General features: G+C 49.1%; 14 protein-coding genes. 2 read left to right on the top strand and 12 right to left on the bottom strand.

What is annotated here, in order from left to right:
* Window positions 1–126 precede the first annotated feature (126 nt).
* From M2277_RS22125 to M2277_RS22160, 8 genes are all read right to left on the bottom strand, one after another.
* Window positions 127–255 carry a hypothetical protein gene (locus M2277_RS22125; protein WP_255308638.1) on the bottom strand — a complete coding sequence of 43 codons (129 nt, stop codon included), beginning with the start codon at window positions 253–255 and terminating at the stop codon, window positions 127–129.
* A gap of 237 nt (window positions 256–492) precedes the next feature.
* A complete protein-coding gene (locus M2277_RS22130; RefSeq protein WP_280755533.1) occupies window positions 493–1,794 on the bottom strand; it encodes a pyrimidine-nucleoside phosphorylase in 1,302 nt (433 codons plus the stop codon).
* A 109-nt stretch (window positions 1,795–1,903) separates the two neighbouring features.
* Window positions 1,904–2,611, bottom strand: a complete 708-nt coding sequence (deoD, locus tag M2277_RS22135; RefSeq protein WP_006212804.1) for a purine-nucleoside phosphorylase — start codon at window positions 2,609–2,611, stop codon at window positions 1,904–1,906.
* 24 nt (window positions 2,612–2,635) lie between these two features.
* Complete coding sequence (deoB, locus tag M2277_RS22140; RefSeq protein ID WP_006212805.1) at window positions 2,636–3,814, bottom strand: phosphopentomutase; 1,179 nt, start codon at window positions 3,812–3,814, stop codon at window positions 2,636–2,638.
* 80 nt (window positions 3,815–3,894) lie between these two features.
* Window positions 3,895–5,073 (bottom strand): NupC/NupG family nucleoside CNT transporter, encoded by a 1,179-nt coding sequence (locus M2277_RS22145; RefSeq protein WP_006212806.1) that lies wholly within the window; start codon window positions 5,071–5,073, stop codon window positions 3,895–3,897.
* 76 nt (window positions 5,074–5,149) lie between these two features.
* On the bottom strand, window positions 5,150–5,815 hold the full coding sequence (gene deoC, locus M2277_RS22150; protein WP_280755534.1) for a deoxyribose-phosphate aldolase: 666 nt from the start codon (window positions 5,813–5,815) through the stop codon (window positions 5,150–5,152).
* A 388-nt stretch (window positions 5,816–6,203) separates the two neighbouring features.
* Entirely contained in the window at window positions 6,204–7,139 is a 936-nt protein-coding gene (locus tag M2277_RS22155) for a sugar-binding transcriptional regulator (RefSeq protein WP_006212807.1), read from the bottom strand.
* 259 nt (window positions 7,140–7,398) lie between these two features.
* The gene (locus tag M2277_RS22160; RefSeq protein WP_280755535.1) at window positions 7,399–8,133 is read right to left on the bottom strand and encodes a ThuA domain-containing protein; all 735 of its coding nucleotides are present in this window, start codon (window positions 8,131–8,133) and stop codon (window positions 7,399–7,401) included.
* Window positions 8,134–8,336: 203 nt separating this feature from the next.
* On the opposite strand from M2277_RS22160, the gene M2277_RS22165 reads away from it, so the two are divergent.
* A complete protein-coding gene (locus M2277_RS22165; RefSeq protein ID WP_280755562.1) occupies window positions 8,337–9,215 on the top strand; it encodes an AraC family transcriptional regulator in 879 nt (292 codons plus the stop codon).
* A 223-nt stretch (window positions 9,216–9,438) separates the two neighbouring features.
* Window positions 9,439–9,822: a hypothetical protein gene (locus M2277_RS22170; protein ID WP_280755536.1), complete on the top strand. Its 384-nt coding sequence runs from the start codon at window positions 9,439–9,441 to the stop codon at window positions 9,820–9,822.
* Window positions 9,823–9,923: 101 nt separating this feature from the next.
* On the opposite strand, the gene M2277_RS22175 is transcribed toward M2277_RS22170, so the two are convergent.
* The 4 genes from M2277_RS22175 to M2277_RS22190 form a co-directional block, all read right to left on the bottom strand.
* Complete coding sequence (locus M2277_RS22175) at window positions 9,924–10,823, bottom strand: class I SAM-dependent methyltransferase (protein WP_280755537.1); 900 nt, start codon at window positions 10,821–10,823, stop codon at window positions 9,924–9,926.
* A 252-nt stretch (window positions 10,824–11,075) separates the two neighbouring features.
* The gene (locus M2277_RS22180; RefSeq protein WP_280755538.1) at window positions 11,076–11,546 is read right to left on the bottom strand and encodes a DinB family protein; all 471 of its coding nucleotides are present in this window, start codon (window positions 11,544–11,546) and stop codon (window positions 11,076–11,078) included.
* A gap of 117 nt (window positions 11,547–11,663) precedes the next feature.
* Complete coding sequence (locus M2277_RS22185; RefSeq protein WP_234973113.1) at window positions 11,664–12,320, bottom strand: ThuA domain-containing protein; 657 nt, start codon at window positions 12,318–12,320, stop codon at window positions 11,664–11,666.
* Window positions 12,321–12,625: 305 nt separating this feature from the next.
* Window positions 12,626–13,027 carry an Rrf2 family transcriptional regulator gene (locus tag M2277_RS22190; RefSeq protein ID WP_006212815.1) on the bottom strand — a complete coding sequence of 134 codons (402 nt, stop codon included), beginning with the start codon at window positions 13,025–13,027 and terminating at the stop codon, window positions 12,626–12,628.
* Window positions 13,028–13,150 lie beyond the last annotated feature (123 nt).

A 13,150-nucleotide genomic window follows, 5' to 3' on the forward strand; every position in this document is an offset into this window, starting at 1 on the left:
ATGAATAATGGAGAACATTGCAATCTAAGTATATGACTTATAAGGAACTCTATCAACCTATCAAAAGAAAAAGACTGCCACATCAGTAGAATTATCTACTTAGCAGCAGCCCTCCGGACTCACAGGTTAAGACTCCTTCTTGTTCACCACAAGTCCGATGATCATAACGATAAGTGCCAGCAAAGCAATCAACTGATCGATGGTCATGGCGGAAAGCCTCCTTATGACAGGATGGCTCTTGCCCGGACTATACATCTCACTCTCCCGTTAAATGCCTTACTTACTTTCCCCACTACCATCCTATGAGGGCTCGCTCCCGATTTATGACGAGATCCCAGAAAAAAAACCTGCCCCCGTTCAGCGAACGGTTGAAAGGGCAGGTGGTACATCGTGCTGACACACCGGGCAGAGCTCCCTCTCCCCCTATCTTGAAGAGTCTTCGCTTCGCCTGACGGTGATCAGCGTTATGGCTTGATCGGATTAGGATTTAACCTACTCCGTTACGATATCATAGATCAATACAGGTGCATCCGCATGATCAGCAATTCGAATGCTTTCATACAGCTTCTGCTTCACGTCGTCCACGTTCTCGCGGTTGGCATGAATCGTGACGAGGGAGTCACCCTTCTTCACGGTGTCGCCAACTTTCTTGTTCAGCATCAGGCCTACAGCCAGGTCTATCTCGGATTCCTTCGTTGCACGTCCGGCCCCAAGCAGCATCGCCGCGGTACCAATCTCATCCGCCACCAGTTCGGCGACAACGCCGTCCTGCTGTGCAGGAAGCTCAATCAGATATTGCGCCTTCGGCAGCCGGTCGGGATAATCCACCACAGAGGGATCGCCGCCCTGGTTCTGGATGAACTCCTTGAACTTCTCCAGTGCCTTGCCGTTTCGGATAACCTCACGCAGCTTCTCCTCGGCATCTTCAAGCGAGTCTGCCTTCTGCGCCAGATAAACCATCTGTCTGCCCAGAGCCAGGCACAGCTCCTCCAGATCCTTCGGACCTTCGCCGCGCAGCGCATCAATCGCTTCCTGAACCTCCAGCGAGTTGCCGATCGCAGCCCCAAGGGGCTGGCTCATATCGGAGATGACGGCCATCGTTTTGCGGCCGACGTTGTTGCCGATGCTAACCATGGCATGCGCCAATTCCTTGGCGTCCTCCACGGTTTTCATGAACGCGCCCGCACCGGTTTTAACATCCAATACGATCGCATCGGAACCTGCAGCAATTTTCTTGCTCATGATAGAGCTGGCAATCAGCGGAATGGAATTGACGGTTGCCGTCACATCCCGCAGTGCATACAGCTTTTTATCAGCCGGGGTGAGGTTCCCGGTTTGGCCGATTACAGCAATTTTATGTTGATTCACAAGGTTCACAAATTCGTCTTTGCTGATCTCCACGTGGAAGCCTTCAATGGACTCCAGCTTGTCAATCGTTCCTCCGGTATGACCGAGACCGCGTCCGGACATCTTCGCTACGGGAATGTCCAGAGCCGCTACGAGCGGTGCCAATACAAGCGTTGTCGTATCGCCAACACCCCCGGTGGAGTGCTTATCAACCTTGATTCCCTCAATTGCGGACAGATCAATCGTTTCTCCGGAGTTTACCATCGCCATCGTCAAGTCCGCCCGCTCCCGGTCGGACATGTCCTGGAAATAGATCGCCATATTCATGGCACTTACCTGATAATCAGGAATATCTCCCTTGGTATATCCATCGATAAAGAAATTGATCTCTTCTGTTGTCAGTTCCTTGCCGTCGCGTTTCTTCGCAATTAAATCAACCATTCTCATCGTACATTCTCCTCACTGTTTGCGATGATTGTGTTCTTTCTATGGGCAACACTACAAACGCGAATGGTTCGGCCGATCGCTGCTGCCCCCGGATTCCTTCGTCATTCCTTTACAACGAAATCGCCGTATCCAGCGCTACTTCCATCATCTCGTTAAACGTGGTTTGGCGCTCCTCGGAGGAAGTCTCTTCCCCTGTCAGCAAATGGTCACTTACCGTCAGGATTGTCAGGGCATTCACACCGAACCGTGCCGCAATCGTGTAGAGAGCCGTTGTCTCCATCTCTACGCCCAGCACGCCATGCTGCATCAGCTTCTCAACCACCGACTTGTCCTCACGGTAAAATACATCGGATGTGAACACATTGCCGACATGCATCTTCAAGCCCTTATCCTTGCCGCGCTCATATGCACCAAGCAGCAGCGGGAAGCTGGCAATCGGAGAGAAATCATAGCCGCTAAAGTGATGGCGGTTCATACCGGAATCCGAGCATGCTGCCTGAGCCAGAATGACGTCGCGCACACGAACATGCTCCTGCATCGCGCCGCAGGTTCCGACACGGAACAAATTTTTGACGCCATAATCACGAATGAGTTCGTTGACATAGATACCGATGGAAGGCACGCCCATGCCCGAGCCCTGCACGGAGATGCGCTTTCCCTTATAAGTTCCCGTAAATCCGAGCATCCCCCGCACTTCGTTGTAGCAGGTTACATCCTCCAGATACGTCTCGGCAATAAATTTAGCCCGCAGCGGATCGCCTGGCAGCAGAATCGATTCTGCGATATCTCCCGGCTTCGCTCCAATATGTGTACTCATGTGCAAATTCCTCCACTTTTCGATTTATTTCAAATCATTCAAAAAGCTTATGCCATGCTCCGGCAGCTTCACCCCGAAATTGTCTGCAACCGTGGCCCCAATGTCGGCAAAGGTCTTGCGCAGCGGCAACTCCTTGCCTTCCGCAAAACGCGGGGAGTAGACAAGCAGCGGTACGTATTCCCGCGTATGATCCGTCCCTTTGTAAGTAGGATCATTCCCGTGGTCTGCCGTGATGATCAGAAGATCATCGTTTGTCATTTTCTCGAACACCTCTGGCAGGCGCTGGTCATAATCCTCCAATGCCTGGCCATATCCTTTCGGATCGCGGCGGTGCCCGTACACCGCATCGAAATCCACGAGGTTTATGAAGCTCAGACCCTTGAAGGAATCATCCATGGTCTGCACCATTTTGTCCATGCCGTCCATATTCGATACGGTTCTGACAGCCTTCGTAATGCCTTCACCATCATAAATATCGGAGATTTTGCCGAGGGCAATCACTTCGAGTCCTGCATCCTTCATCTCGTTCATGGTTGTGCGTCCAAAAGGCTTCAAGGCATAATCATGCCGGTTCGCGGTACGCTTGAAGCTGCCAACCTCGCCAGTGAACGGACGCGCAATAATCCGGCCGAGCATATAAGGATCTTCCAGCGTAATTTCGCGGCAGAATTCGCAAATTTCATACAGTTCCTTCAGGGGAACCACATCCTCATGCGCCGCGATTTGCAGCACAGAGTCCGCCGAGGTATAAATAATCAGCGCGCCTGTCTTTACATGCTCCTCGCCAAGCTCTTCAATGATCTCCGTTCCGCTTGCCGGCTTGTTGCCGATAACCTTGCGTCCGGTCTTCGCTTCAATCCGCTGAATCAGCTCATCCGGAAAACCGTCCGGGAACACTCGGAAAGGCGTATCAATATACAGGCCCATGATCTCCCAATGACCTGTCATCGTATCCTTGCCGTTCGAAGCTTCCTGCATCTTCGTATAATAGGCCCGAGGCTTATCGGCAGCAGGCACTCCTTCGATCTCCCGGATGTTCGACAGCCCAAGCGCTGCCATATTCGGCATGTTGAGCCCCCCGCATTCGCGGGCGATATGCCCCAGCGTGTCAGATCCGATATCATCAAAATCAGCCGCATCCGGTGCCTCACCGATGCCTACAGAATCCAGTACAATCAAGTGAATTCGGTCAAAACGTTCCATATCCATGCTCCCCCTCATATATGATCTCAAAAAATCAAACTATCCATAAGGCTCGCTTGTTGTTTACTTCCATCCCTTGGTTACAGGAACAGTCCGGCAATCGTTGCAGACAGCACGCTTACCAGCGTTGCACCGTACAGCAGCTTCAAGCCGAAACGTGCAACCACATTCCCCTGCTTCTCGTTTAGCCCCTTCACCGCACCGGCAATAATGCCGATGGAGGAGAAGTTTGCGAACGACACCAGGAATACGGACACGATACCAATGGTGCGCTCGGACAGATTCGTGAAGTTGGACAGCTCAAGCATGGCTACGAACTCATTCGATACAAGCTTCGTTGCCATAATACTGCCGGCGTCCACTGCCTCTTTCCAAGGCACACCCATGACAAAAGCAAAGGGAGCAAAGATAAATCCTAGCAGCTCTTGGAAAGATATCCCGAAAATCATATCAAAGATGCCGTTGATCATCGCGATCAATGCAACAAATCCGAGAAGCATCGCGGCAACGGTAATCGCTACCTTGAAACCGTCCATGATGTATTCGCCCAGCATCTCGAAGAAGGATTGCTTCTCCTCTTCCTGCACTTCCAGGATATCCTCATCCTTCTCCACCTTATATGGGTTCACGATGGAAGCAATAATAAATCCGCCAAACAGGTTGAGTACCAGCGCGGTCACCACGTACCGCGGCTCGATCATGGTCATATACGCACCTACGATCGACATCGATACCGTGGACATCGCGGAAGCACAGAGCGTATACATACGGTGCTTCGGAATTAAGGCGATCTGTTTTTTAACCGATATAAACACCTCGGATTGCCCCAGGATCGCGGAAGCTACCGCATTGTAAGACTCCAGCTTTCCCATGCCGTTGACTTTACTTAAGACGAGACCGATATATCTTACGATAAACGGCAGTACCTTAATATATTGAAGTATACCAATCAACGCGGAAATAAACACGATGGGCAGCAGAACGTTCAAGAAGAACGGACCTGCACCTTCATTGGCAATGCCACCAAATACAAACTCGATTCCGGCTCCCGCGTAGTCAAGCAGCGCTTTAAACGTATTCGCTATCCCTTTAACAAGATACTCGCCGACATTGGTGTTCAGCAGGATAAATCCCAGGATCAGCTGCAGCACAATCATTACAGCCAGCGGACGATAACGAATTTTGCGCTTATCATTACTGATAAGGAACGCAAGACCGAATACGACCAGCAAACCTAGTATGGCGATTAAAAATTTCATCGTCGTTGTTCCCCCATAGGTGAATTTTTATGATATAACACGGTTACCCGATGATCATACAGAACTGCTGGTTACATTAATAGGATGAGCTGGACTGGCCGCCCTCCATGATTTTCACGCCGGAGCTTGCACCGATTCGGGTTGCGCCCGCTTTGATCATAGCTTCCATATCTTCTTTGCTGCGTACGCCGCCGGACGCCTTAACGCCGGTGTTCTGACCAACGGTCTTGCGCATCAAGGCAACATCTTCCGGAGTAGCTCCGCCTGTAGAGAAGCCTGTAGAGGTCTTAACAAAATCCGCTCCCGCTTTCACGGACAACTCGGATGCACGCACCTTTTCTTCCTCGGTCAGAAGGCTTGTCTCAATGATGACCTTAACCAGCGCTTTGCCCTTAGCTGCATCCACTACAGCTTGGATATCCATAAGCACGAGCTCATCATTACGATCTTTAAGCGCCCCGATGTTAATGACCATATCCACTTCTCCAGCCCCATTGGCAATAGCGTCCTTCGCTTCAAATGCTTTGGCTGCTGTTGTAGAAGCTCCCAGCGGGAAGCCGATAACGGTACATACTTTAACCTTAGTGCCCGCAAGCTGCTCAGCACAGTAGGATACCCAAGTCGGGTTCACACAAACCGAAGCAAATTCGTATTTTTTGGCCTCATCCGTAAGTTTCGTAATCTCGGCTTGGGTTGCATCCGCCTTCAACAGTGTGTGGTCAATCATTCCTGCTATATTCATCTGGTTAAACACTCCCTAATATAATTTTTGTAATTTTGTAAAAGCGCTCTCATTACGCTTAAACCTGTAGACGGGACCATCATATCACAGCTATGAACATATGTAAAACACATGATGAAAATATGTTCATTCCGATTTATGGCAATGATATTTATCATTGTTCGCTTAACAACTTGCCATCATTCAGGAATAATCTAACAACTCTTTGTTTACTATGCTCTATACCCTGTCGGGGTAAACATAAACAGAAGATACGGTCCCTTCACTAGTCCGTCACATATTCCACAGCACAAACACACCTCATGAAGGTGAGCACGAAGCCGATCCGCTTCGATGATCACCGCAATGAGGTGTGTTTGATCCTTCTTGTGCATCGACATGCACGATTTCATGAAAGCAAGGCTTGCGCCGTAAACTGATCCGTCACAAGTATGTTGGCATATTTACCGATTAGCGCAGCTCTTATGGCATCTACCTTTCGCTGTCCGCCTGCAACGAGAATGGATTTCTCCTTGTGCCGCAAATCCTCCAAATCGATGCCGACCGTACGGCTGTTGATATCCTCACTGCACACCCGGCCCTCGGCGTCAAAAAACCGGGAGCAGATATCACCTGCGCCGACCTGCTGCAGCAGCTTCTGTTCTTTCTCGCTCAGGTAGCCGAGTCGAAAGAGGAGCGCATCTTCATGCACCGTGCCCACCGTAAACATGGCAATGTTGGCTTGTTTGCCTAATTGAATGATTCGCTGGATATGCCTGTCCCTCTCAACCATTTCCTTCAGTTCCATCGTGTCAAATATGACGGGCAGCGGCAAATATCTCGCCATCGTATGGTACGCCTCCGCGAAGAGATTGACAATCTCCGCTGCATACGTGTTCACATGCGAATGACTGACCCCGCCCTTCAGCTGCACGACCTCTACGCCACGGACCGATTTCTGCTGCAGCTGCAGCGCCACGGCATGCATGGTCGTTCCCCAGGTCACGCCGATAATGTCGGCATCCTGAACCGTTTCATGCAAATAATCGGCTGCCCTTTTGCTGATATGCTTCTGAATTTCACGATACTCATTGATGGGAGAATAGCTAATAAGCACTTCCTCCAGCTTGTATACCTTCTTGACCCTCTCGCCCAAAGCATCGAGATTCTCAAGCGGGTCCACAATGCTGATCTGCACATACCCCTGCTCTTTAGCGTGCTGAAGAAGCCTTGAAACCGTAGGGCGTGAAACGCCGAGCCTGGTGGCGATATCCTGCTGGCTGTAATCCGACATATAGTACAATCTTGCGGCCTCGATACTGAGACGCTGTTTATCCTGTTCCATCATCCAACCCACTTTGTTGTGTCGTATACAATTTGGGTACATTATACAGCGTTCTTATGCGGATTTCGATAGCCATGCAAAAGAAGCACATAAATTTGCGATATGTTCGCAATTTGATGTGCAGCATCATAGGAATTCCTGTGTCAACCAACTGCCTCCTTGCAAAAACAGACAAGCACCCGCTCAGCACATGCTATCGCTGAAAACTCAGTCGCTTCACACGTTAACAACGGGCACTTGCCACTTGCCATCTACCAGCCTATACCGGCTGATTGTATTCGAGCGGAGATACTCGGCCATAGGAAGCCTTGGCACCTTGGATCGGTGCCGCCCAGCCTACGGCGTTCACGATTACCTGCTGAATGTCCGGCAGATGATAGGTAGGGAACGCTTCGTGACCCGGTCTGAAATAGAACAGCTTGCCGCGCCCCCGCTTATAACAGCAGCCGCTGCGGAACACCTCGCCGCCTTCAAACCAGGAGACAAACACCAGTTCATCCGGTGCCGGAATCTCAAAGCGTTCTCCGTACATTTCCTCCTGCGGAACTTCAATATACTCTCCGAGCCCGCTAACGATAGGATGGCTTGGATCAATAACCCATAAGCGTTCCTTCTCGCCATCATCACGCCATTTCAGGGCGCCAGTATTCGTGCCGAGAAGGCGCTGAAAAATCTTCGATCCATGCCCGGAATGGAGCACAATGATCCCCATGCCGTCCAGTACGCGCTGGCGTACTTTTTCCACGATATCATCTCTCACTTCACCGTGTGCCACATGCCCCCACCAGAGCAGAACATCTGTTGAAGCTAGCACTTCATCTGTCAGACCATGTTCCGGATCATCCAAAACGGCTGTACGTACATATAACTCGGCATCCTTCTCCAGAAAGTCCGCAATCGTCCGGTGTATGCCTTCGGGGTAAATTTTTGCAATCTGTTCATTATGTCTCTCGTGCCGATATTCATTCCATACCGTTACATTAATCCTAGCCATGGTTAGTGACCTCCCAAAGTATGATCATTCTGCGTTCTTCCGACCAAAATCAGCAAATAACATCCATCGTTCGTTGGCAAACCATTTAAATTCACCCCAAGTATAGGCTGTGTTACAATGAACGGGAATGTGAGAAAGTTACTCTTTTTGTACAAAAACGACTTTGCGTTTTTTTGGGGAGAGAGGGTGTATTCGTGCTATCGATGAACGCGGACTATGTACCAAGAATCAAACTCATGGGATTTGTCTCCTACAAGAACCCCTGGATTCATTTCAAGCGGAATACGCACGAGTTTATTCTGTATTTTGTGAAGAGCGGCGAGCTTCATCTTCAGGAGAATGGTGTTGCCCATGTGCTCAAGAAAGGCGACTTGCTCGTGCTTGAACCGCATCTGGACCATGAGGGGACCCGCAAGCATACCTGCGACTACTACTATATTCATTTTGAACATCCGGATATTCATCCCGCACCGGACCGTCCCTTATCCCTGCTTGCCAAACAATGGATAATGGGTGAGAGCGACCCCGCAGGCAAGGATAGCAACAGGCAGCTATACTTCCCTAAGACCTGCACCTTGACTCAGAAAAAAAACCTCCATCATATGCACCATGCCCTGGGTGAAATGCTGCAACTGTACCGACGCAAGCACTTCAACCGCAGTTTGACCGCGCTCAAATTCATGGAAATGCTGATCGAGCTGTCCCGCGAGAGCCTCTTCGACGAGCTGGAGAACGACAGCCCGCATACCAAGTCCTACATGAAGGTGCATGCATTGCTGGATTACATCCATGAACACTACGCCCAGAAGATCATCAGCTCGGAAATCGAGCTGCGCTTCGAATGCAATTATGACTACATCAACCGGGTGTTCGCCAAGCTCACTGGCCTTACGATCATGCGCTACGTGAACCAAGTCCGGATTCATCATGCCAAGGAGCTGATTGAGGCCACCCATCTCAGCTTCGGGGAGATCGGGTATCTGACTGGCCTGGATGATCCATTCTATTTCAGCAAGGTGTTCAAAAAATACGTTGGCATGTCCCCCAATCAATACTATAAACAGGTGCATGAGAAGGAATAAAGCGGCGGTCAGCCGCTTTTTTTGTTGGAAAATATCAGGCATAAATGGAACATTAAATGAACGGAATGCGTTAGTTTAAGTAGCGAATGCCAAGGAGGGGATTATCATAAGATTCAAGTCGTTGTATGTTGTGCTCAGTGTTGTAGTCGTTTTTCTCATATCAGCTTGCGCCAATGGCGTTACTGACTCAGATTCGCGGAACGGTTTAGCGGAGCCTTATCGCTTGGCGCTGGATGAATTAATATCAACCGATACAGCCCTCAATGACGGCATGGAGTTCATTTCACTGGATTTCGATGAACAGCTTCCATTAGAGGATTCAGATAAGCAGAGCATCGAGGAATACCTGCAAAGCCGATATAACGTGAAGATTTATCATCTCACCTATGAACAATTGGTTGCGCAAGGGTTATATGACGCTAGTGATACCAAACGTAAAGGGATTTTACTGAGCATCGAAAAGCAGGAGCAATCGGATCAGAACAACATGACTATCGAGGTAAGCAAGTATCGTTCGAATGAGGGCGGGCTCACCGCAAAAGTAACTCTAGCTTACCAACAGGATCAATGGAAAGTGGTTAATTCTACGCCTACAAAAGAAAGTTAAGGGAGTATTTCCGGTTTTGCCGAAAACGCTGAATGTAGTATCGTTTGGATACGGGATGGCAAAACATTTGGGAAGTTATTCTTGCCCCCATGCTGTTCGGGCTAACCCCTATCTTCTCTGCTGTACATATTCTCGTCTTGCAATCGAACGAGCACCTTACCAAAGCTGCCTCCTTGCCGAAGCGGAACCTCGTCAGTCGGATAATGATTGTCCAGATGCCTCGAGACGATGCCACGAACCCGCTCATCCACAGTCAAGCCGTGCATATTCAACCATTTGATCGTATCATGGAATGCCGCCTCTTTGGTAAGCGTTGTTGTTTTCACCTCTCGGGTTACCAGCGATTGATAAGAGTAGCCCTTCAGCAGCAGTAATTGGGTCAGGTAAATCATCTCCAAATGCTCGGTCTTTCGGGGGCGATCAGTGACAAGCGGCCATACCTCGTCAACCAGGCTGTGCTCCCTGAAACCTACCGCCAAGCTCATGTAGCAGAACGCCCTCGCGCAGCTCAGTACCCTCTCCACACTGGCCCAATCAACCAAAACCGGGCACATGGAGACAAAGACAAGATCAAAGGCTCGCTCCCATCCTTTTGCCTCAAGATCAATATTTTCGAAAGGTTCGTGTACCACCTTGACCGTTCCATTGACCAAGGCTGAACTATTCTGCTGCAGGAGCTCGACCAACGGAAGGGAGGTTTCCACCGCGGTTACATCCGCTCCCCGCTCCGCGAAAGGTACGGAAAAGCCACCCGACGCCGCACCTATATCCAGAACAGAAGATCCTGAAAATTCAACGCCCTGGTCCTCCAGCCAGTTCATAATCCGTCTAGCCCTTTGTCTGCCTTCCTCGCTGAACACTTCTTTATTGAATGACTTAGCCGATGAATCAAATGAATGAGCCGGGTCGATGCCGGCCCTCTTCATCTTGTTTACACCCGTATACGGATCTTCCTTCCATGCTTTTTCCCATACCGCCGAATCAAACAGTTCATGGCTCATTGTATATATCACCTATTTTCTCACGATTTTTATGACTCAATTGAAAAACCAACACGGAGGTCTATTCATAATCATTCTTCACATGGGGTCGGGAATGGCTAAACGTTCCTGTCCTTCTGACCGATATGTGAACACGCTTCATGAAAAGAGAAAGGACGAAACCTGCAATCGCAACAACAATCGGGCGTTCTGGCCCAGGATTGTCATGCTCGCCTTCACCAGCTCGGACAGTAACGTATCTCCATGAAATCACTAAAATTTAGCGAGGTTCATTTTCGGCGGGATATATCCGAGTTGCCTGCCTATTTTCACAATTTGTCCTCTATGATGAAATTCGTGCGTGATGGCATGGGTAAATAGCCATAATTCGGTTAACTCTACGCTGTCACTCTGCCAGGATGCTTGAACGGTAGGATCCCATTGGTTTTTAAATTCATTCAGAAATTCATAAACCAGGGCATCCGTTTTCTTAAAAACTTCACGCATTCCCTGCACATTGTCAACGGATTCCGGTTTTAATCTGGGAAGTGATTTGCCAAGGCCACGACTCCCCAACCATACCCGATAACAATCAGCTACATGAATATGCAGACTCCGAATAGAAACTCCGCCCAGGGCTTCAACTTCTTTAACATAATCTCTGGGGGACATAGTTTCGCAGTAACGAAATAATGATTCCCTTGTACGCTTAATCAAATCATACTGGCTTTTGAATACATCCATCTTCTTCCCCTCCTTTTGATAATAAGCTACGTATGATTAAATTGCGGATTTCCCCACCTAGTTAATCGCCATACAAAGCGCTAAAAAATACCGCCGTTAATAGCGATGCACATAAAATTAGGATGTCGCATCACTACTCTTCGCCCCCCGAACAGCCCACATTCCGCTATTCCGAATCAGCTTACGCACGGATTCCACCTGGAAAGATGGAAGATGATGCCCCGGCATCAGATATACCACGCGGCCAGAGCCATATGTATGTGCCCACGCAGCAGGCCACCGCTGGCCATCATGCACATATTCGGCAAGTATAACCGCTGATTCATGCGGACTCAGCTCGAACCGGAACGGTTCTTCATCTATTGTAAAATCGCTTAAGTTCTCCACAATAGGGTGACTCCCCCGATTATATCGAATTGGCAGTGACGTATAGTCCGGATGTCCCGTAACCCTGCCGCCGATTAACTTTTCTAGCTCTTGGCTTTGCTGCAGTGAGATACCGTTATGGATGACTAGCAGGCCGCCACCGTTTCTCACATAGGATATGAGCGCTTGCACCTGATCTGGGGTGATCTCCAGATCCGAGAAATCCGCGTACGATATGAACAGATCATAGCCCTCCAGCTTATCCTCCTGAAGCACGGCGTAATCATCCGTACATTCAACGTCCATAGGTTCAAATATGGTTTGTAATTCGTGATCAATATGCGCAAAAGGATGATATTTCGCTCCCTCGTATTGTCCAAGCGCAATTGCTTTCATATTGATATTCATATTCATAGTCTCCTCTCCTTCCCATTGATCAGGGTCGCTCTTGTCCTTCATAATCCATCAAGATCAGCTGTTCGCCAAGGTGCGCATTGGGGGGTCCATCACAAGCTAAAAAATAATGCGATCGGCAGACACATCCGGCGGCACGGCCGCTAGATAACCATCACTTGTCACCCATGGGCTAACGGCTTCGTTTAAATCGATACCCGCCATTCACCCCCATTATCGATTCAATCATGCCCGTTAAAAATCATATTACAGACTTCAAAGACTCTTATTGTCTTTAATTGACTTAAAAAAAGGAAGGATCATATAACGATGTTATGTTCACGTACAAGATCCGACATTTTCTGATTTCTCAACAGTTCTTCCATCTTCTCTTCTGCCGACAACACCACCTTCTGAATCGGGCATCCTGGTCCATGATCGAAACTGCAATCGAACAAGGAAGCCGAACCTTCAATCGCATGGATAATATCCAGAAACGAAATATCTTCCCAATTTCGTTTGAGGCGATAGCCGCCATTCACCCCCGTTATCGATTCGATCATGCCCGCCTTCACCAACTTGGTCAGTATTTTGGACAGATAGGTGGGAGACACACTTTGTCGCTCCGCCAACTGCTGTACGCCTATTGGCTTCTGGGGAGTCGCCGCAGTAAGAAAGAGCATCGTATGGAGGGCATAGTCTGTAGCCTTGGAGTACTTCATTCAACATCACCTCAATTAGGGACTTCACAGGTCTATAATAGCTATTTTGTTTCATTACGTCAAGAAGAAAACATGCGCTTTACGCCATATTGAACCATATTCATGTTTCTGGCTTGCATACAT

Origin of the sequence: Paenibacillus sp. LBL (genome assembly GCF_029893715.1) — a bacterium.
GTDB classification, from domain to species: Bacteria; Bacillota; Bacilli; order Paenibacillales; family Paenibacillaceae; genus Paenibacillus_AQ; species Paenibacillus_AQ glucanolyticus.

Bases quoted from the DNA above. Each gene is read 5' to 3' on its own strand.
- M2277_RS22145 (WP_006212806.1), bottom strand. From the start codon at position 5,073: ATGAAATTTTTAATCGCCATACTAGGTTTGCTGGTCGTATTCGGTCTT.
- M2277_RS22190 (WP_006212815.1), bottom strand. From the start codon at position 13,027: ATGAAGTACTCCAAGGCTACAGACTATGCCCTCCATACGATGCTCTTT.
- M2277_RS22130 (WP_280755533.1), bottom strand. From the start codon at position 1,794: ATGAGAATGGTTGATTTAATTGCGAAGAAACGCGACGGCAAGGAACTG.
- deoB (WP_006212805.1), bottom strand. From the start codon at position 3,814: ATGGAACGTTTTGACCGAATTCACTTGATTGTACTGGATTCTGTAGGC.
- M2277_RS22165 (WP_280755562.1), top strand. From the start codon at position 8,337: ATGAACGCGGACTATGTACCAAGAATCAAACTCATGGGATTTGTCTCC.
- M2277_RS22180 (WP_280755538.1), bottom strand. From the start codon at position 11,546: ATGGATGTATTCAAAAGCCAGTATGATTTGATTAAGCGTACAAGGGAA.
- M2277_RS22155 (WP_006212807.1), bottom strand. From the start codon at position 7,139: ATGGAACAGGATAAACAGCGTCTCAGTATCGAGGCCGCAAGATTGTAC.
- deoC (WP_280755534.1), bottom strand. From the start codon at position 5,815: ATGAATATAGCAGGAATGATTGACCACACACTGTTGAAGGCGGATGCA.
- deoD (WP_006212804.1), bottom strand. From the start codon at position 2,611: ATGAGTACACATATTGGAGCGAAGCCGGGAGATATCGCAGAATCGATT.
- M2277_RS22160 (WP_280755535.1), bottom strand. From the start codon at position 8,133: ATGGCTAGGATTAATGTAACGGTATGGAATGAATATCGGCACGAGAGA.
- M2277_RS22175 (WP_280755537.1), bottom strand. From the start codon at position 10,823: ATGAGCCATGAACTGTTTGATTCGGCGGTATGGGAAAAAGCATGGAAG.
- M2277_RS22185 (WP_234973113.1), bottom strand. From the start codon at position 12,320: ATGAATATCAATATGAAAGCAATTGCGCTTGGACAATACGAGGGAGCG.
- M2277_RS22125 (WP_255308638.1), bottom strand. From the start codon at position 255: ATGTATAGTCCGGGCAAGAGCCATCCTGTCATAAGGAGGCTTTCCGCC.